The sequence below is a fragment of the Streptosporangium sp. CA-135522 genome (genome assembly GCF_050949235.1).
In the GTDB taxonomy this organism is placed as follows: domain Bacteria; phylum Actinomycetota; class Actinomycetes; order Streptosporangiales; family Streptosporangiaceae; genus Streptosporangium.
Map to the genome: position 1 here is coordinate 6,298,949 of NZ_CP192026.1, position 20,575 is coordinate 6,319,523.

A 20,575-nucleotide genomic window follows, 5' to 3' on the forward strand; every position below is an offset into this window, starting at 1 on the left:
GCTGCAACCATTCATCGGGGTGTGTCGTCCGAGTTGGATAGGCCTTTATACCGATTTTGGATGTTTTTTGTACGGATTATCCAGAGCCTTGGTCCCCAACGGAGGCCTTTCGGAGAGATCCGATGGCCGGCGCGCGGATCCGTCAAGGCTTCGCCCATGGGACATGCAGTCGTCAAGGCTTCATCCACGGAACGTACGAAAAGGACCCATATGAGGTTAAATAGGGTTTTTATAACAGGGTTCGCCCTGCTGCTCGGTCTCGCGGGCGGCGTCGCCGCGGCGCCGGGAGCCGTCGCGGCGACGCCGGCCGCCAGGGCCGGAGCCCCGGCGCCCACCACGACCGGAACTCCGGCGCCCACCAAGACCGGAATTCCGGCGGCCGACCCGACACCGGACCCGGCCAACGACCCTGCGGACGACCCTGCCGCCGTACCGCCGACGCTCCTGGCGACGAACTTCCAGCTGCCCTTCCCCTGCGGCCAGGCCTGGACGGGTAACTCCAGCGGGAGCAGCGCGCACCAGTCGTGGGAGATCGACTTCAACCGGGGCAGCACGGCGGACGCCGACCTGGGAGACTCCGTCATCGCCGCCGCGGCGGGCACGGTGGCCATCTCGGCCCATCAGGGGTCGGTCAACGGCTTCGGGAACCTGGTCAAGATCGATCACGGCGGGGGCTGGTCCACCTACTACGCGCACCTGAACTCGCGTCTGGTCAGCGCGGGAGCCCAGGTCTCCCAGGGCCAGAAGATCGGCACGGTCGGCAAGACCAGCAGGCCGGGCAACAACATCTCGCCCCACCTGCACTTCGAGGTGCGCCAGGGCAGCGGCTACCCGTCCAACATCCGTAAGGCCGTCTTCAACGGGGTCACGTTCGGTTACCCGATCCAGACGGTGACCTCGAAAAACTGCGGCGGTGGCGGCGGCGGCAACCCGCACACCCCCGAGTCGGTCTGCGGCAGCGGCTACAAGGTGGTCGACTCGGCCGCCCTGGGCTCGGCCGGCACCGCCTACCTGCTCTACAACGGCTCCAACGGCTACAACTGCGTGGCCACCATCAAGAAGACCTCCCTCGGCACCGCCACCGCCACCAGCGCCTACCTGGAGGTACAGGGCAGGACCCGCATCACCGACGCCGGCAACTTCACCTACTACGCCGGCCCGGTCCGCGCCTCGGCGGCCGGAAAGTGCGTCAAGTGGGGCGGCAAGGCCGGCTCCTCCAGCTACGACAGCCCCTTCGAACACTGCGGCTGACGGCCGAGGAGCCGCCCCCGGCGATCGGAGGCGGCTCCTTCGATGACCCCCCTTCTTGAGGAGAACCTGTGAAGGCCCGACTCCGCCGTTCAGCCGCACTGCTGGCCGGCACGCTCATCCCTCTCTCGCTCCTGGTGGGGCAGCCCGCGAGCGCCGCTCCGGCCGGCCCCATGACCGACGCCTTCGCCAGCGCGGCCGCGGCCTACGAGGTGCCCCGCGACCTGCTCGTCACACTTGGATATGCCGAGACCCACCTCGACGGGCACAGCGGCGAGCCCAGCGCCAGTGGCGGCTACGGAGTGATGCATCTGGTCAGCAACCCCATCTCCCACTCCTTGGAGCGCGCGGCGGCGCTGACGAAGCAGCCGGTCTCGGCGCTGAAGGCCGACGACGCGGCCAACATCACGGGCGGCGCCGCGGTGCTGCGCGCCTACGCCGACGAACTCGGGCTGGACGCGGCCGCCCGCAAGGATGCCGGGAAGTGGTACTCCGCGGTGGCCAAGTACGGCAACGCCTCCTCCCCCGAGGTCGCCCGGCTGTACGCCGACACCGTCTACGAACTGCTGGCCACGGGAGTGCGCACCGCCACCCCCGACGGGGAGACCCTGACGGTGAAGGCGCAGGCGGTGCAGCCCGACCGCGGCGCCTACGCCAAGGCGCGGGACCTGGACAGGACCTTCGCGGCCGCGGCCGTGGACTACTCGGGGGCCCACTGGGTGCCCGCCAGCTCCAGCAACTACGCCGTGTCCAGCCGCCCGTCCAGCGACGTGATCGATCGCATCGTCATCCACGTGACCCAGGGTTCCTACGCCGGCACGATCTCCTGGTTCCAGAACCCCGCCGCCCAGGTCTCGGCGCACTACGTCGTCCGCTCCTCCGACGGTGACATCACCCAGATGGTCCGGGAGAAGGACCGGGCCTGGCACGCCGGCAGCTACAACAGGAGATCGGTCGGCATCGAGCACGAGGGCTACGTCGACAACGCCTCCTGGTTCACCGACTCGATGTACCGTGCCTCGGCCGCGCTGACCCGCAGCATCGCCGACCGGTACGGCATCCCCAAGGACCGCACGCACATCGTCGGGCACGTCGAGGTCCCGGGCTCCGACCACACCGACCCGGGGCGCTACTGGGACTGGAGCAGATACATGCAGTACGTCGGCGGCAGCGGCGGTGGCGGCAACCCGCACACCCCCGAGTCGGTCTGCGGCAGCGGCTACAAGGTGGTCGACTCGGCCGCCCTGGGCTCGGCCGGCACCGCCTACCTGCTCTACAACGGCTCCAACGGCTACAACTGCGTGGCCACCATCAAGAAGACCTCCCTCGGCACCGCCACCGCCACCAGCGCCTACCTGGAGGTACAGGGCAGGACCCGCATCACCGACGCCGGCAACTTCACCTACTACGCCGGCCCGGTCCGCGCCTCGGCGGCCGGAAAGTGCGTCAAGTGGGGCGGCAAGGCCGGCTCCTCCAGCTACGACAGCCCCTTCGAACACTGCGGCTGACGGCCGCCCTCCAGGCCACCTCGGGGTGCGACGGTGACGATCGGGACGGCCGGGGCCACCGGCGTCCGGACGGCTCCGAACCCCGCCGCCCCGGCCGGTCCCACCGGCCGGGGCCAGCCTCACGGTCAGGGAGGCCGGTCTCACGGTCAGGGAGGCCGGCCGCATGGGAGGCCGGCCGCGTGGGAGCCGTGGGAGCGCTCAGCCGTCCCGTTCCGGGATCGTGCCGTTCTGCAGCGCGTTGGGCGCCGCCCTGCGCACCAGATCCGGGATCACCGCGCCGAGTTCGGCGGGATCCCAGCGGGCGCCCTTGTCCACCCCCGGCCCCGCGTGCCAGCCCTCGGCCACGCTGATCGCCCCGCCCCGGACGTTGAAGACGCGGCCGGTGATCCCCCTGGCCTCCGCGCCGGCCAGCCAGACGGCCAGCGGCGCCACGTCCTCGGGGTGGAAGGCGTCGAAGCCGCGAACGGCGCCCGCGGGCCTGTCGGTCCCCAGGTTCTCGGTCATCCGGGTCAGGGCGGTGGGGGCGAGAGCGTTGACGGTCACGCCGTACCGGGCCAGCTCCCGAGCGGCGATGACCGTCAGGGACGCGATGCCCGCCTTGGCCGCACCGTAGTTGCCCTGCCCCGGATTGCCGTAGATGCCGGAGGAGGAGGTGGTGTTGATGATCCGCCCGTCGACGTCCGCCCCGCTCTTGAACCGCTCGCGCCAGTAGGCGGCGGCGTGACGCAGCGGGGCGAAGGTGCCGCGCAGGTGAACCCGGACGACGTCGTCCCACTCCTCGATCGTCATGTTGACCAGCATCCGGTCACGCAGGATGCCGGCGTTGTTGACCAGGACGTGCAGGTCGCCGAAGTGGTCGATCGCCGCCCGCACGAGCCGCCCCGCGCCGTCGAAATCGGAGACGTCCTCGCCGTTGGCGATCGCCTCACCGCCCATCGCGCGGATCTCCTCGACGACCTCTCCGGCCGGTCCGGCCGACGAACCTGTGCCGTCCACCTCCGCACCGAGATCGTTGACCACCACCTTGGCGCCCTGACGGGCGAACTCCAGCGCGTGCCCGCGCCCGATGCCCCGGGCCGCCCCCGTGACGATCACTACTCGCCCCGCCACGATGCCGCTCATCCGGCCTCCCGATCTCAGGAACAAAGTTCCAGGGGAGGGTCTCGAAGACCGTGACCGATGTCAACGAGGGGCGCGGCTCGCCCAGAGCAGACCCCGCAGTGTCAGGGTGTGCACGGTCGGATGCGACAGATCGGCGAGGTTGTGGCCGATCGCGGAGAAGAAGACTTTTCCCGCGCCCCATCGGCGGGTCCACACGACGGGCATGGACACGGGCACAGCGACGGGTACGGCGTTCGGGCTCTCGTCGGCCGGGGCCAGGACGGTGGTGGCGAGAACCTCGTTGAGGGAGTCGGTGAGCATCCAGTACTGCTCGGTGTGGACGGTGAAGCCGTCCAGGCCGGCGACGATCGGGTGGTCGGCGCGGGCCGGGTCGATGACGACGTCGTATTCGAGGAAGTCGGCGGGGTGGGACAGGAAGAGGCCGCCGACCATCCGGTGGTAGTCGCGGTCGTCGAAGGCGGCCACCACTCCCCCGTGCCAGCCGGCGAACCCGGTGCCCGCTTCGACGGCGGACAGCAGGCCGGCGGACTGCCGTCCGGTGAGCGTGCCGTCCGTCCAGCACTGCACGACGAGGTCGGTCGCGGCCAGGAGGTCGGCGTCGGTGTAGACGTCGAGGTCGGAGGCGACGGTGACGTCGAATCCGGCGTCGGTGAGGCCGGGGATGAACAGGTCGGTCGCCTCGGCCGGGACGTGGCCCTCCCAGCCTCCCCGGACGACGAGCGCTTGTCTGGTCATGCCTGCTCCCTGGCTGGTCTTCGCGGACCCGATATCGCTCCACCGGGAGACGACGATCCGTATCTGGTCGATCTGGGTGCCGTCATCCCAGCGTCACAGCCGGGTTCGCGTCAATCGGCCCTCGCCCGGACGAGCCCCCGCGCGGCCGGGCAGGCCGTACCGCGCGGGGCTCGTCGTGGGTCACGCCGGTGGTCGGGCCGGCGCGGGCGCGGTCAGGCCGCCGCCCGCGCCGACAGCGCGACCGTCGCCTGACGGGTGACACCGTTGACGGTGACCGCGACGACGACCTGGCCGGCGCGCAACGCCGTGAGCGTTCCCGTGGCGGGGTCGAGCACCGCGACGTCGCGCGGCCTCGCGCCGGCGCGGGTGCCGATGTGCAGGTTCGGCGATCCCGACCAGTCCGCCGAGGCGGGATAGGCGACGGGCACCGTACGGGCGCCCTGCTTGAGCGCCGCCGAGACGTGTCCCGGCTTGCCGATCTCCACGGACGCGGGCGCCGTGAGGGTCAGCTCGTCGACATGCGGGCGGACCTGCGCGCCGATCCAAGTGGGGGCGTCGACGAACCAGTTACGCCGGACATGTGCCGCCTCCTTCTCGCTCACCGGGTCGACCCCCCACAGGGACCAGCCGGTGAAGCCGCCGTCGTCGGCCGCCGTGGCCGGGTTCTTGCCGGAGTTGCCGTTGATGAAGTACGGCACGGCGTCGACCCGCGAGGCGTGGAAGGTCCCGACGTGAGCGCCGATGTAGGCGGCCCCCTTACCGGTGGTGCGCTGGAAGTCCGCCAGCCAGCCCTCGACCAGCGCGGCCTCCTTGCGGTCGCCGAGCTGGCTGCCCTTGCCGGGCGTCGGGTCACGCGGGGGCACGTGGAACAGCACGGCGACCGAACCGATCGACGGGTCCTTCTTCGCCGCGTCGAGACGCTCGCGCAACATGGCCACCTGGTCGAACCCTCCGCCGCGCAGGTTCAGCCGCGAGGTGTCGAGGGTCACGAAACGGGTGCCCTTGTGGTCGAAGCCGCCGTAGGTGTCGCCGAAGACCGACCTGAAGTTGTCGATCTTCCCGCCCATGACCTCGTGGTTGCCCGGCACGTAGTGGACGGGCAGCTCGCCGTGGAGCTCCTCGTCCAGGATCCGCTTGGCGAGCGCGAAGTCCTCGGGGGACGCCTCGTCGACGAGGTCGCCGTTGATGAGCAGGAAATCGGGTTCGGCCGCCTTGATCTCCCGCAGGGTGCGGCGGGCGTTGGCGACGATGTCGCTGTCGGGATCGCGTGCCACGAACTGCGCGTCGGACATGACCGCGAACCGCCACGGCATCGCCGCGACCTCGGCCCCCGGCCGGATCACCGGGTCGGCCGTCTTCGGAGCGGCCGGTGCGGCCACCGACGGAGGCACCTTGGCGACCAGGCCGTCGATCGCGATCTCGTTACCGTACTTCTGGTCGGCCCTGGTCTCGGCCACGTAGAAGCGGCGAAGTCGCAGCGGGTAGTTCACCCCGGGCGGCACGGCGAACTCGACGAACCGCCAGCCCGTCCATGTGAGGTACGGGCCGCGGAGGATCTGCGATTGCCCCTGGGCGTCGTAGAACTCCAGGCTCGGCCATTCCCCCTTGCCGGTGGAATTGATCCAGAGGCCGAACGCCTGTGGCTGGCCGGACACGACGAGCTGCTGGGGCGGGCTGGCGTAGGCCGCCCGCGTCGCCGTCGACTGCGTGAAGTCGTAGGCGAGCTTCAGGCCGCCGCCGCTCTGGCCCGGCGTCGCCGACAGCGAACCCGTCGCGCGCGCGGCGGCGAACGTCCACGATCCCGCGTCGTCGAAGTCGGCGACCGGGACGTCTTCGAAGCCGACGGTGACCGGCACCGCCGTGCTGGAGCCGCCGGCCCGTACGGTCACCAGGCCGGACCCGGTCGCCTTCTTCGCCTTCACCGTGAAGAAGCCGTGCGCGGAGGCGGTGACGTCGAGCAGGTCCCGGTCGTAGTCGAGCCGCACGTCGGAGGGTTCGATGGGCGCGGAGTTGCCGTTGCGGTCGTATCCGACCACGCCGAACGTGCCCGAGGCGTCCGCGCCTGCCAGGCCGACCCGGTCGGCCGTCGCGCCGAGGCGCGTCAGGGGCTGCAGAACGGTCAGGGCGAGGTCGCCCTTCGCACCGCCGCGGGAGGCGGTGACGGTGGTCTGGCCGGGCACGAGCGCGTGGAAGGTGCCGTCGCGATCGACGAGCCCGTGCACCGCCTGTCCGGACCGCCATGCCGGCGCTCCCCGTGCGGGACCGTACGTCTCGTCGTAGCCGGACGCCGTGAGCTTGCGGGTGAGACCGGGGAACACCCGGTCGGGGCGACCACCGCTGACGGGGCCGATGCCCGGGGCCCTGTCCGGGTCGACGGCCGTCTCCACCCAGAAGCCCTTGAGGTCGCCGCTGCCGGCGGGCGCGTAGAGTGCGAGGCCGTTGGGGACGTGTCGCTCGCCACCGTCGGAGGGGCTGTTCTCCACCTGTACGTCCGCGGAACCGGGCTCGCGGGCGAGCATCGTGGAGGAGCCGCCGCCGTCGAGGTTCAGCGCGTTGTGCGCGCCGAGCTCGGCCATCATCGTCGCGAGCTCGTTGAGCGTGACGCCCCGGCTGTCGGCCTGCCGGCCGTCGACGGTCAGCATGTACATCTTGCGCCCGTCGGCGGAGAAGCCGACCGCGGTGCGCGGGTGGGCGGCGTTGTCGGCCGACGTCTGCACGACGCCGTCCTTGACGAGGACCTGGCTGCCACCGACGGCCGCCTTGACCGCACCGCCGTCGGAGGACCTGGGCCGGTACTTCACCTCGACGCGGTCGCCGGGCTTCAGCGTGGCCAGCGCGGTCGCCCCGGCGTCCCGGCCGAGCAGGATCGACGTGCCCGTCGCGATCGGGCCGCCGCCCGCGGAGGCGCGCACCTGCGTGACGGCGCCGTCCTGGAGCACGACCTCGGTGACCGCCGTCGCGCCCTCGACCGCGCGCCCGCGGTCATAGGAGCCCCACAGCGGCGTGAACAGTCCGATGCCGTTGCCCTGGACGAGCTGGTTGAACTGGGTCAGTGTGATCGGCGTGCCGCCGTCCGGCGTTGCGGTGCCGTCGAAGTACATCTGCAGCACGCGTCCGACCCCGTCGGCGGTGAGCGCGACGGCGTTGTTGTGACCGGCGATCGGAGTCTGGACGAGGTCGCCGCCGTGGACGCCGATGCCCTGCGCCGCGCCCGAGCCGTTGATGTCGAAGAAGTCGCCGTTGACGGCGGCGACGGCTCTGGACCGTTTCGCCGGCCCGGACAACGGCTCGGTCTTCGACACCTCGCCCGAGGACACATAGTCGACGCTCGTGCCCGCGTCGAGGTCCGCGGCGATCGCGTCGGCACGCAGCCAGCCCGCGCTGTCGTAGCGGTCGAAGGAGGTGAGGGTGACCCCCGGCGCGACGGGCCGGGTCTTCTTCGCCGTCTCCAGCTGCTGCGCGCCGGGGGCGACGAGCAGCGTGGAGGGGGCCTGGTAGGACGACGCCTGTGGCGCGTCCTCTACGAGAGTCTGCTGTGGCCGTGCCGGTGAGGGGGACGGCGACGGGTCGGCCTGGACGGGCGCCGCCGCGCCGAAGGCGAGCAGCGGGGCGAGCAGCGCCGTGGCCACGATGTGAGGGCGGTGACTTGGGGACACCAGCGAACTCAATCGCGCAATGGTTACAAGTTTCAAGACCTCGGGGTGTCCTAAAAGAAAATTTCAGGCTCCGGGGACGCCCACCCGGCGGCCGACCCCTCCGGCGTCCGGCCGGAGACGGTCGGCCGAGCCGTGCACCACGCTCACGGAGACGGCCGGCGGGCGGTTTCGCGACTCTGCGGGAGAGGCGCGCATAAACCACCGAATCTCCTTCCGCGTTCTCGATCATTATCGACACGCCATCGGTTTCGGCGTCATTTCAGTCAGCGCCGTAGACCGACCACGGCACGGCGTTCGGTCACGATTCCGAAACATTGCAAATGATTTTTGGATACGACCTCCGAGGCCGTCCGGGACCCTCGTAGATCGTCTTTAGTCGGTCGGTGAATAGACGATCTTCCGTTCGCGACCACCGCCGGGAGGACCATCTCCACGCTGAACAGGCATTGCACGAAAAACTCGCAGTTCACCACCAAACTGTGAATTTCACATTATTGACGAGAATATTGACGACTTCGCCGATAAGGCGTCAAATGCCTTTCAGTCCCACCAGTACCGGCGAGCCTCTCCGCCCAGCCGTTCACCATGCCAGCGCGCGGCACGCGTGAACACGCTGACGAGGTCTCGCGTCCAGGCAATTCGACGGACCACGGCCATCTCCCAAAGAACTCGTGGCCGTCGCTCAGCAGAAGGAGCACCGCGTGAAACGCTCTGTCGCGTTTGCGCTAGTGACCACGGCGACAAGCATGCTCGTGGCACTGTCCAGCGCATCGGCGGGAGCCACTGGGCTGACCGTCCTCTCCCCGTCGATCACACCTCCCGACTCCCCCGCCCAGGCCGCCGACCGGCTGGTCCAGGCCGAGCCGTCCTTCCTCCAAGCCTCTGCCCAGGATCGTTTCCTGCGGCGCGACGCCATCCCGGGCAAGGGGGGACTCAACTATGTCTCCTACACCCGTACCTATTCCGGCCTGCCCGTCTACGGCGGCGACTTCGTCGTCGTCACCAACTCCAGCGGCGGCGTGCTGAGCACCTCGATCGCCCAGACCCAGACGCTGAACGTCGACACCACCCCGAAGGTCGAGGCGCAGAAGGCCGCGGAGATCGCCAAGGCCGAGGTCGCCGAAGCCACCGAGGTCGCCGCGCCGAAGCTGTCGGTGATGGCCCAGGGTTCCGGGCGGCTCGCCTACGAAGTCGTCGTGAACGGCACGAGCAAGGGCCGCGAGAGCAAACTCCACGTCTTCGTCGACGCCCTGACCGGCGAGGTCGTCGAGAAGTCGGACGAGGTCATGGACGGCCAGGGTTCGAGCTACTACAACGGCCCGGTCACCATCGGCACCACGTCCGGCACGCCGTACTCCATGACCGACCCGGCCCGCTCGGGCATCCGCTGCGGCGGCCAGGGCGGTACGGCCTACACCGGGCCCGACGACAACTGGGGCAACGGCACCGGCACCGACCTGGAGACCGCCTGCGTGGACACACTCCACGCGGTGGGCAAGGAATGGGACATGCTGAGCGCCTGGCTCGGCCGCAACGGCATCAACGGCACCGGCGGCGGGTTCCCCGCCAGGGTCGGGCTCTCCGACGTCAACGCGTACTGGAACGGCAGCTACACCAACTTCGGCCACTCCCAGGACAACCAGCGCCAGGCGACCCCGATGGACGTGGTGGCCCACGAGTTCGGTCACGCCATCTTCCAGACCACGCCCGGCGGCTCGACCGGCAGCAACGAGAAGGGCGGGCTCAACGAGTCCACCGGTGACATCTTCGGCGCGCTGACCGAGTTCTACGCCAACGAGCCGGCCCAGTACGACCCGCCGGACCTCAGCGTGGGCGAGGAGGTCAACCTGGTCGGCAGCGGACCGATCCGCTACATGCACAAGCCGTCGCAGATCTCCGGCCACCCCGACTGCTACTCCGCCTCGGTGCCGAACATGGAGGTGCACGCCGGAGCCGGCGTCCAGAACCACTGGTTCTACCTGCTGTCCCAGGGCACGAACCCGACAAACGGCCAGCCGGTCAGCCCGACCTGCAACAGCTCCACCATCACCGGGCTCGGCATCCAGAAGGCCGGCCAGATCTTCATGGGCGCGCTGCAGCGCAAGACCGCCACCTGGACCCACCAGCTGGTCCGCAAGGCCTCGCTGGAAGCGGCGCTCCAGCTGTTCCCCGGCTCCTGCAACGAGTTCAACGTGACCAAGGCGGCCTGGACCGCGGTCAACGTCCCCGCCGCGACGGGTGAGCCCACCTCGTGCTCGACGGGCAACGACTTCTCGATGACGCTCAACCCGACCTCGGCGAGCGTGCAGGCCGGCCAGCAGGCCACCACGACGGTCGGCACGCAGACGACCTCGGGCAGCGCGCAGAACGTGACGTTCTCGGCGGCCGGTCTGCCCTCGGGCGTGACCGCCTCCTTCAACCCGGCATCGGTGACCTCCGGCGCCTCCTCGACGCTGACCCTCACGACCTCCGCATCCACCGCGTCGGGCTCCTACACGATCACCGTCACCGGCACCGGCGGATCGGCCACCCACACTGCGACGTTCGCCCTGACCGTCGGCGGCGGCACCGGTCCGTGCGGTGGCAGGCAGCACACCTACACCGGCACCCTCTCCTCGGGATCCAGCGTCTACCAGCCGAGCACCTCCGGCTTCCAGACCACCACGTCGGGAACGCACACGGCCTGCCTGGACGGCCCGAACGGCACCGACTTCGACCTGTACCTGCAGAAGCAGAACGCCTCGGGCACCTGGTCGAACGTGGCCAGCGGCACCTCCGTCAACCCGGATGAGGCCTTCACCTACAACGGCACCGCCGGCTACTACCGCTACCGCGTCCACGCCTACAGCGGCAGCGGCACCTACACCCTGGGCTACGACGCCCCGTAACGCCAAAGGACCGCCTTTCCACGGGCCCCGGCTCCGCATCTGGAGCCGGGGCCACCCCATGCCCGGCGCCGGACGGTGACCCGGTGCCCGGTGCCCGGCGACCGCCGGGGAGTGCCGGGAGCGCCGGGAGCGCCGGGAGCGCCGAAAGGTCCCGGCTCCCGGGAGGGTCAAAGGGGCGGTGGGGACGCGGGGGGACGCGACTCCTTCCCCGCCCGGGAGGCGTTCAGCCAGAGGGCCGCTTGGATGTGGCTGCTCACCCCCAGCTTGCGATAGACCGCTTCAAGGTATTTGTCCACGGTTCTGATGGAGATCCGCAGCCGTCGTGCCGCGATCTGGCGGGGGAGCCCCGCGGCGATGAGTTCAAGGACCTGTTCCTCACGTGGCGTCAGACGGCTTTGCGCAGCCGGGGACCGCGACAGGCGCGCCTTGTGATCCATGGTGATCAACACGGGATGGAGCCTCTCGACGAACTCGCGTTCCTGCTTCGTGAACGTCCCGTCCTCCCTGCCCAGCGCGAAGGCCCGCATGGTGCCGGAAGGGGCCGGCAGCGGAAGCGCCAGGTGATCGTAGAAAGCGGCATCGCCGAGCAGGTCGGCGAGGTGCCCGAGCCCGTGGGACGCCGTCGCCCTGGCCGAACACGGCCCGGCTCCGGCCGGACGTAGCATGTGCGAAATGACGACGACTGATGAGAGCATCCATCCGTTCCGCATCGACATCGCGCAAAGCGAGCTGGACGATCTGCACGAGCGGCTCGACCGCACCCGATGGCCGGACGAGCTGCCCGGAGTGGGCTGGGCGTACGGCATCCCGCGTGACTACCTGAAGGAACTCGCGCGATATTGGCGACACGAGTACGACTGGCGTGCCGCCGAAGCCAGGCTGAACCGGTGGCCGCAGTTCACGACCACGATCGATGGGGCCGACATCCATTTCGCCCACATCCGGTCTCCGGAACCGGATGCGACCCCGCTGATCATCACCCACGGCTGGCCGGGTTCGATCGTGGAGTTCACCGAGGTCGCCGGTCCGCTGTCGGACCCACGGGCGCACGGCGGTGACCCGTCCGACGCGTTCCACCTGGTGATGCCGAGCATTCCCGGTTTCGGGTTCTCCGGGCCGACGCGGGAGACCGGTTGGGAGTTTCGCCGCGTCGCCGCCGCCTTCGCCGAGCTGATGGAGCGCCTGGGCTACCGGCGGTACGGTGCCCAGGGAGGGGACTGGGGCTCGATCATCTCCCGCGAACTCGGCCGCACCCGTCCCGACCGGACCATCGGCGTACACCTGAACCTGCTGCCGGGCTCGGCCGCGTTCGAGGAGCCGAACGCCGACGAGCTGGCCGCGCTGAGCCCGGCCGAGCGCGAGCGCACGCTGGCGTCCTGGGAGCGCACCCGGCAGTGGAGCCGCGACCGCCAGGGTTACGCCGACATCCAGTCCACCCGGCCTCAGACGCTGGCGTACGGGCTGACCGACTCACCGGTCGGCCAGTTGGCGTGGATAGCCGAGAAGTTCAAGGAGTGGACGGATTCCGGCGACCGCCCGGAGGACGCCGTCGACCGGGATCACCTGCTCACCAACGTGATGCTGTACTGGCTGACCAGGACGGCCGGCTCGTCCGCCCGTATCTACTACGAAAGGGCGCACGCCGCCTACCGGGGGGCGCCGCCCGAGCCGTCGAGCGCGCCGACCGCCCTGGCCGACTTCCCCCGGGAGAACTTCATACCGTTGCGGCACATCGCGGAGCGGACGAACACCATCGTGCAATGGACGGAGTTCGACCGGGGCGGGCATTTCGCCGCGATGGAGGAACCGGACCTGCTGGTCGCTGATATACGGACATTCTTCCGGAAGCTCCGCGAAACAACCTCCTGACCGCACGAGGCCCATACCGTGGAGGGTGATCCACCGATGCTCCACGCCGCCTCGGCCTCCCGGCGGCGTGGAGCGATATATCCCCAATATGACCAATATGAGATAAGTCGGGAATGTGAAAGTTTCGGCCGGCGGCCGACCGCGCCCCACGCAATTGAGCGGCACCCCCGGGACCTCGGCGTTCGACACCGGCCCCGCACCGAAGCCAGGCGTCCACCTCGTGTGTCCAACAATGGATACGACATCTCCCAAAGGCCTTCCACGAGGTGACACCGTCTGACATTTACGTATTGATGGACGCCCGATTGCGCATGACATAAAGTCCACATCGGTGAGGGCGAACGGGGTTGCCTCTCCTGGTGTTCTCTTTCTGGTAGGTGACCGGGAATCCACGCTGGAGGGGCCCTATGGACGACGCGACACGATCTGTACGAGTCGGGCGCGACGTCCGGGGACAACTCGTGGTCGGCGACCACAACGTCACCGTCACCGCCGAGCGGTCGATCATCACCGTGATCCAGGGCACGGAACGGCCGAAACCTCGCCGGTACGACCGGATCAGGTTACTCCCGCGGCGCGCCGACGCTCCCGTCGGCCGGGAGGAGGAGCTGTCGGCGCTCGCGCTGGCCGCTGCGAGCGGGCGCGCGGTGCAGGTCCACGGACGGCAGGGAAGCGGGAAGAGCGTCCTGCTGCGGCACGCCGCCAGGGACATCGCGGACGCGGGCGGCGACATGGTGTTCCTCAACGGACATGGTCGCGACGTCGAAGACATCGTCCAGGACGCCTTCGAAGCCTGTTACGAGACGTCGGGTTTCCGGCCGTCGAACGGCGAGCTGCGCCGGCTGATGGCGGGCGTCAACGTGTGCCTGGCGGTTGACGACCTGGACTGTCCCGGTGACGAGCTCGCCACCCTGCTGGACGCGGTGCCGGACGGCGCGGTGCTGATGACCTCGGCCGAACGGTCGATGTGGGGGCACGGAGACGTGATCCCCCTTGGCGGGCTGGGCCCGCGGGAAAGTCTCGAACTCGTCGCCACGGCGGTCGGCCGGTCGCTTCTGCCCGCCGAGGAGGCCGCCGCGAACCTGCTCCGGGAGGCGACCGGAGGACACCCCCTGGACCTCGTGCGCGCCGTCGCCGCCGCTCGCCCGGTCGAGGACGGCGGGTTGTCCCTCCCCCACCCCTCCGAGGTGCCGGAGATCCTCGCCCGCCTTCTCGAGAGCCTGGACGGCCCCGGACGCGAGATCGTCACGCTGCTCGCCACAGCCGACGGCGCCACGGTCTCGACGGCCCTGATCGCCCTGCTCCGCGAGGGCGACGGCGAGATCGAGCCGCTCGTCGCCCACCTGGCACGCATCGGGCTGCTCATCGAGTCGGATCATGGTCACCGGCTCGCCGCGGGAATCGCCGGTGCGCTGCCCGCCGAGTTCGGAACGGCCCCGGACCGCCTCGCCGCGCTCGGCGAGCGCCTCATCCTGTGGACCGCGTCCAAGGGTGTCTCACCGCTGGAAGTCGCCGATCACGAGGCTTTCATCACCGGACTGGTCGGCGCACTGAGCCACGCCGGCCGGCCGGAGCTGGGCAGTCGTCTCGCCCGGGCCGCGGCTCCCGCCACGGCGTGCTCGCTGCGCTGGGGCGCGTGGCGGCGTCTGCTCGGCAGCGGTCTGGGAGCCGCGCGGCTCGCGGGCGACGAGCCCGCCCAGGCGTATTTCAACCATGAGAACGGGATCAGGGCCCTCCTGACCGGCAAACGGGTCGTGGCGATCGCCTCCCTCGGCGCGGCGATCGCGATCTGGAAGCGGTTGGGAGACACCCAGGCGGTGGAAGCCGCCCAGCACGCCCAAACCCTGGGCACCTCGCCGGTCCCGTCGGCGCCTCCCGGCGACACCGGGGCCACGGCGTCGACCCAGGCCGGACCTTCGGCACCTCACACCGACGTCACCGCGAACGCCGACGCCACCGGGCACGCGCAGACCGCCGGGCGACCGGACCCCACGGCGGCGAAATCGTCGTCACACGGTTCCACGGACGCCGCGGAGAAGACCGGGACCGGGCAGGACACGGGGACTTGGCAGGGGACGGGTGACACGGCCGTCTCCGGTGCGAAAGTCAAGACCGGCATGTCGCTCACCGCCAAGATCATCGTGGGGGCCGCCCTCGGCGGCGGGCTCGTGGCCGGCGGAGGCGTGATCCTCGGCCGGCTCACCGAGTCCGGCACCGTCCCCGTGCACGTGAAGGTCTCCACGCGGCTCGTCAACGTGACCATGCCGGGCTCGCCGGAGGGCAACTGCCAGGCCGCGGGCAAGGGCACGAACTGCACATGGCTGGTCAACTCCCGTCGCGGAGCCGTCGGACCGATAGAGGTCCGCCCCGACCAGCCGCTGCCCGACAAGGTGGCCTTCCGCTACTGGGGTTGCACCGAGGGTCCGGGCGCGTCGTCGTGCACGGTCCGCGCCGACCGGGAGCAGACCGTCTGCGTCACCACGACCAGCGCCAAGGACAAGGCCGCGCGCAAGGCGTGCGCCGCCGTCCAGGCACAGGTGCAGGCGCCGTCGACTCCGGCCGCTCCGATGACGAAGTTCGGCATCGTGGCGGCGACCCGATGGCGGTTGAAGATCACCGGTCAGCCCGAGGGGTGCGTGTTCCCCACGCCCACCAACAAACCCGGCGAGCTGCCGGAACCTTCCTCGTGCTTTTTCGACACGCCCATCGGCGGCAGCTTCACTCTCACCGCCGAAGTCGTCGGCGAGGACCCCTGGCCTCAGTTCGGAAACCTCAAACGGGACAAGACGCTTGTCTGGTACGGCTGCGACGAGGGCCCGGCATCCCCGACCTGCACGGTGACCGTCACACAGGAGCGGGTCGACGAGACGAGGAAATCGGCGGCCGGGGAGCTCCCGTCGGTCAGACTCGTGGCCTGCGTGGCCACCAAGGACATCGCGGAGGGCACCCTGCAGTCCGTCTGCGCCAATCTGACCGGTTCCAAACGGCCCGACGAGCCACCGCCGCCGTGAATCCCGCCCTGGTCCCCGCCCCGCCATTGGAAGAGCGCTCATGACAGACAGCCCGAAAGAAGGAATCAGCGTCCGCGTCGGCCGGAACATGGTCGGACAGATCAATGCCGGCGACGGGAACATCGCGGTATGGAACCAGGCGGAGCAGGCGTCCCCGCCCCGGGACGTCGACGGTCTCAAAGCCCGGCTGGACGAGCTGCGGGAGCTGATCGGCTCCGAGGGCGGCGACAACGCCGAGGCCGCTCTCGCCAAGCTCGACGAGCTGGAGGAGGCGCTCCTCGCCGAGACTCCCGATCTGGCGACCATGGAGCACGTTCGCGGCTGGTTCACCCGTAAGTTTCCCCGTCTGGCCGCCGCCGTGGGCCGGGTGATCGTCAGCCCGGCCGTCACGAGCCTGGTCGCGGCCGCCGGCGACGAGCTCAGCGCCGAATTCACCCGCCGCCTGCAGAACTGATCCGGTCTCCCCCACTCGGGCGCCGCCCGGCCGACGCCCGTGCCGTACCGGCGCGGCGCTCAACGGTGCGCGACCGCCTGCCGAACCTGCCGCACGGTCCGGGTCCGGTCCGGTCCGGGCCCGGTACCCCGGATACGGGCCCGGCGCGCTCCCGGCCGCGCGTGGTCCGCGTGGCGGGATTCAGCGGTAGCGTGATCCCGGCCGGTTTCCGCCAGGATCGGCGACGACCGCCGGTTCCGCGTCACGGGTGATGGTGTGAGATTTCATGTACTCGGTCCGTTGACCGTGCTCTCCGACGGCCGGGAGGTGCCGGTCGGCGGCAACAAGCTCCGTGTGGTGCTGGCCGGTCTGCTGCTGCACCCCGGGGAGATCGTCCCGGTCACACGGCTGACCTCATGGCTGTGGGAGGGCGGGGTCGATGACCCCGACCGGGCGAAGGCGACGCTGCACACCTACGTCAACAGGCTGCGGCAGCTCGGGGCGCGAGACGTCATCCGTACCGTCCAGGACGGATACCGCGCCGACGTCGACGCCGCCTCGCTCGACCTGCTGCGCTTTCGCGGCCTGGCGGCCTCGGGGCGGCGCGCCGCCGCCGGTGGGGACCTGGACACGGCCTCGCGCGTGCTGTCGGAGGCCCTCGCGCTGTGGCGGGGGCCGCTGCTGTCCAACGTGGACTCCGCACCCCTTCACGCCGACGCGGCCGAGTCGCTGACCGAGGAGTGGCTGCGCGTCCAGGAGCAGTGGCTGGACGTCGGCCTGCGGACCGGCCGGCATGCGGAGCTGGTGGCCACGCTTCGGGAGCTGACCCGTTCGCACCCGTTGCGGGAGCCGTTCTGGGAGCGCCTGATGCTCTCCCTGCACCGCAGCGGGCGCCACGCCGAGGCCCTGCAGGCCTACCATTCGCTGAGCGCGCTGCTGGCCGAGGAGCTGGGCATCGACCCCGGCCCGGCGCTGCGCGCCACCTACCAGGCGATACTCACCGACGACCCGTCCATCGGCTCTCCCGACGGAGCGCAGGCGATGGCGCGCGCGGAGACGGCGTCCCACCCGGTTCCCCAGCAGCTCCGCCCGGACATGCCGGGATTCGCCGGGCGCCGCGCCGAGCTGGCGGAGCTCGACCGGCTGCTGGACGACAGCGCGTCCCCGGCGCCGGGAGGGCCGAGGATCGTCTCGGTGCAGGGCACCGCCGGATCCGGGAAGACCGCTCTGGCCGTCCACTGGGCACACCGGATCCGGGATCGCTTCCCCGACGGCCAGCTCTACCTCGACCTGCACGGCTACGGCCCGGAGCCGCCCCTGGAGCCGGCGGCGGCGCTGGAGACGCTGTTGCGCGCCCTGGGCACCCCGGCCGGGCGGATACCCGCCGGCCTGGAGGAGCGCTCCGCCCTGTTCCGGACGCTGCTGACCGGCCGGCGGACCCTCGTCCTGCTCGACAACGCCGGCAGCAGCGAGCAGATCCGCCCGTTGATGCCCGGTTCCGACGGCATGGTCGTCGTCACCAGCCGCAACCAGCTGCGCGGCCTCATCGTCCAGTACGGCGCGCGGCGCGTCGTACTGGACCAGATGCCCTCGGAGGAGGCCGTCGAGCTGCTGTCGGAGGTTCTCGGACCGGAGCGTCTCGTCTCCGCGCCGACGGCCGTCGCCGAGATCGTGGAGCGCTGCGCCCGTCTCCCGCTGGCACTGCGCATCTTCGCCGAACGCGCGGCGCGGTTCCCCGGGGTTCCGCTCGGCAAGCTCGTGGCGGACCTGCGGGACGAGCGCACCCGGCTGACGGCGCTCGACACGGGCGACGGAGACCACACCGACCTCAGGATGGTCTTCTCCTGGACCTACGGCGCCCTGGATCCGGACTCGGCACGGCTGTTCCGGCTGCTCGGCCTGCATCCGGGACCGGAGGTGAGCACCGGGGCCGCCGCCGCCCTGGCCGGCGGCGACCTCGCCGGAGTCACCCGGCTGCTCGACCGGCTCACCGCCGACCACCTGCTCCGCTCACGCTTCCCGGGACGCTACGACTTCCACGACCTGCTGCGCAGCTACGCCGCCGAGCGGGCCCGCGAGGGCGAGGCGGCGGACCAGGACGCCGCGCTCCGCCGCGTCCTGGACTGGTACCTGCACGCGGCCCGCGCCGCCGCCGAGCATCTGCCGCCCGCGGGGCGGCCGTTCCCCGCCGGTCCCGTGCCGGCCGACCTCGGCCTGCCGGAGTTCGACGGTCCCGAAGAGGCGGTCGGCTGGTACGAGGAGGAGCTGCCCAACCTCATGGCCGCGACCCACTACGCGGCGTCGCGGGGATGGCACGGACCCGCCTGGCGCATCCCCCGGACGCTGGCGGCGTTCTTCGACTTCCACGTGCCGGGAACGGCGTGGGCCGCCGTGTACGGCGTCGCGGTCCGGGCGAGCAGGACCGAGGGCGAGCCTTACGAGGAGGGCTGCGCCCTCAACCACCTGGCCTGGGTCAACACCCGGCTCGGCCGCCTCGGCGAGGCCGTCGGACACTACGACGAGGCGCTGGCGGTGGCTCGCCGCATCGGGGACCGGGACCTGGAGGGGGACGTGCTGGTCAACCTCGGCGCCACCTACTTCCGGCTCGGCCGGCTCGCCGAGTCGACCGACTGCTACGGCCAGGCGCTGGTCATCGCGCGTGACAGCGGCGACCGGCACCTGGAGGCCGAGGTGCGCAACGACATCGCCCAGAACGACAACGAACTGGGCCGCCACGCCGAGGCGCTGACCGGCGCGCGCACCGCGCTGGACATGTACACCGAGCTCGGCGACCGCTACCGCCGGGGCGAGGCCCTGCGTGCCCTCGGCACCGCGCAGGCCGGTCTCGGGCGGTTCGGCGAGGCCGCGGCCCTGTTCCTCGACGCGCTCGAGCTGATGCGGGAGTTCGAGGACCGCCGTGGCGAGGCCGACGTCCTGAGCCGGCTGGGCGAGGCCCTGCACGGCTCGGACGACCTCGGCGCGGCCCGTGCCCGCTGGCGGGAGGCCGTGGAGATCTTCACCGAGCTCGACGACGAGCGGGCCGGCGCCGTACGGCGCCGCCTGGTGGAGACCGACTCCCTGTAGACGGCGGCTCTGACGGCACGCGACACGAGCACGGACAGAGGCACGAACAGGGTGCTGGCAGGGACACGGGCACGGGCGCGTCGTGCACGCATGAAGTCGTGCACGCATGAACAAGAGCACGAACGGAGGCGCTGGCAGGGACACGGGCACGGCCGCGTCGTGCACGAAGGTGCCGAGCCGGGCTGCCGCCCGCACGGGACCGGGACCGCCGGGATGACCGGGCGGGTAATCAGGCGGGTGCCCGATGGAAAAGATCCTCCCACCCGCCCGCGCCTGACGAGCCGCCGTCGAGCCGGTCGTGGTGTCGTCGAGAGGACGGCGCCGCCGTGAACCCGCCGGCGCGCCGTGATCAAGGTCCCCCTGACCGCTCCTTGCGAGCGATTCGTCCACGCGGACCCGTGTATGCGGAGAGGAAGCCAATGATGAGCGCAGACCAGGACACGGACGTCGTCACCGTGCTCACGCACGACCACCGCGAGGTGGAGGAGATGTTCGGCGAGCTGGAGCGGCTGGGCGAGGCCGACACCGAGCGGCGTGGGGAGCTGACCGAGAAGGTCATCATCGAGCTGGCGCGCCACTCGGTCGCCGAGGAGGCCTATCTGTATCCGGCCGTGCGGGATCTGGTGCCCGGCGGCGGGCAGCTCGCCGACCGGGAGCTGGCCGAGCACGCCGAGGCGGAGCGGACCATGAAGGAGCTGGAGCGGACCGACGTCTCCGACCCTCGCCACGCCGCCCTGCTGGGCAAGCTGATGGCCGAGATCCGCGCACACGTGCGGGAGGAGGAGGGGGATCTCTTCCCGCTGCTGCGCAGCCACGCCAGCGCCTCCCAGCTGGCCGAGCTGGGCCACAAGGTCCAGGCGGTCAAGAAGATCGCCCCTACCCGGCCGCATCCGGCCGCTCCGGACACCCCTCCGGCCAACAAGCTGATGGCACCGGTCGCCGGCCTGGTCGACCGGGTCCGGGACGCGATCACCGGGCGCGGGCACTGAGACGCGGCCGAGGCGAGGACGAGAGCGGCGCT

General features: G+C 70.8%; 12 protein-coding genes. 8 read left to right on the top strand and 4 right to left on the bottom strand.

Features of this window, described 5'->3' with window-relative positions; translation table 11 throughout:
• The first annotated feature begins 210 nt into the window (after nt 1-210).
• Together ACQPYK_RS30160 and ACQPYK_RS30165 are read left to right on the top strand one after the other, a co-directional pair.
• Nucleotides 211-1,251, top strand: coding sequence for a M23 family metallopeptidase (locus ACQPYK_RS30160; RefSeq protein ID WP_433238088.1), 1,041 nt, complete (start codon nt 211-213; stop codon nt 1,249-1,251).
• Nucleotides 1,252-1,319: 68 nt separating this feature from the next.
• The gene (locus tag ACQPYK_RS30165; RefSeq protein WP_433238091.1) at nt 1,320-2,756 is read left to right on the top strand and encodes an N-acetylmuramoyl-L-alanine amidase; all 1,437 of its coding nucleotides are present in this window, start codon (nt 1,320-1,322) and stop codon (nt 2,754-2,756) included.
• A 198-nt stretch (nt 2,757-2,954) separates the two neighbouring features.
• Here the strand turns inward: ACQPYK_RS30165 and ACQPYK_RS30170 are convergent, their stop codons facing one another.
• The 3 genes from ACQPYK_RS30170 to ACQPYK_RS30180 form a co-directional block, all read right to left on the bottom strand.
• A complete protein-coding gene (locus ACQPYK_RS30170; RefSeq protein WP_433238094.1) occupies nt 2,955-3,878 on the bottom strand; it encodes an SDR family oxidoreductase in 924 nt (307 codons plus the stop codon).
• A gap of 60 nt (nt 3,879-3,938) precedes the next feature.
• Entirely contained in the window at nt 3,939-4,613 is a 675-nt protein-coding gene (locus tag ACQPYK_RS30175; protein ID WP_433238097.1) for a ThuA domain-containing protein, read from the bottom strand.
• 212 nt (nt 4,614-4,825) lie between these two features.
• Complete coding sequence (locus ACQPYK_RS30180) at nt 4,826-8,242, bottom strand: phosphodiester glycosidase family protein (protein WP_433238100.1); 3,417 nt, start codon at nt 8,240-8,242, stop codon at nt 4,826-4,828.
• A gap of 728 nt (nt 8,243-8,970) precedes the next feature.
• Here ACQPYK_RS30180 and ACQPYK_RS30185 point away from each other — a divergent pair.
• Complete coding sequence (locus tag ACQPYK_RS30185; RefSeq protein ID WP_433238103.1) at nt 8,971-11,157, top strand: M4 family metallopeptidase; 2,187 nt, start codon at nt 8,971-8,973, stop codon at nt 11,155-11,157.
• A gap of 167 nt (nt 11,158-11,324) precedes the next feature.
• Here ACQPYK_RS30185 and ACQPYK_RS30190 read toward each other — a convergent pair whose 3' ends face one another.
• The gene (locus ACQPYK_RS30190; protein ID WP_433238106.1) at nt 11,325-11,822 is read right to left on the bottom strand and encodes a response regulator transcription factor; all 498 of its coding nucleotides are present in this window, start codon (nt 11,820-11,822) and stop codon (nt 11,325-11,327) included.
• Between the two features lie 7 nt (nt 11,823-11,829).
• Between ACQPYK_RS30190 and ACQPYK_RS30195 the strand changes: the two genes are divergently transcribed.
• From ACQPYK_RS30195 to ACQPYK_RS30215, 5 genes are all read left to right on the top strand, one after another.
• Nucleotides 11,830-13,026 carry an epoxide hydrolase family protein gene (locus ACQPYK_RS30195; protein WP_433238109.1) on the top strand — a complete coding sequence of 399 codons (1,197 nt, stop codon included), beginning with the start codon at nt 11,830-11,832 and terminating at the stop codon, nt 13,024-13,026.
• A 407-nt stretch (nt 13,027-13,433) separates the two neighbouring features.
• Nucleotides 13,434-16,037 (top strand): hypothetical protein, encoded by a 2,604-nt coding sequence (locus tag ACQPYK_RS30200; RefSeq protein WP_433238112.1) that lies wholly within the window; start codon nt 13,434-13,436, stop codon nt 16,035-16,037.
• 40 nt (nt 16,038-16,077) lie between these two features.
• Complete coding sequence (locus ACQPYK_RS30205; protein WP_433238115.1) at nt 16,078-16,491, top strand: hypothetical protein; 414 nt, start codon at nt 16,078-16,080, stop codon at nt 16,489-16,491.
• A gap of 255 nt (nt 16,492-16,746) precedes the next feature.
• Nucleotides 16,747-19,554 (top strand): AfsR/SARP family transcriptional regulator, encoded by a 2,808-nt coding sequence (locus ACQPYK_RS30210; RefSeq protein ID WP_433238118.1) that lies wholly within the window; start codon nt 16,747-16,749, stop codon nt 19,552-19,554.
• A gap of 419 nt (nt 19,555-19,973) precedes the next feature.
• On the top strand, nt 19,974-20,543 hold the full coding sequence (locus ACQPYK_RS30215; RefSeq protein WP_433238121.1) for a hemerythrin domain-containing protein: 570 nt from the start codon (nt 19,974-19,976) through the stop codon (nt 20,541-20,543).
• Nucleotides 20,544-20,575 lie beyond the last annotated feature (32 nt).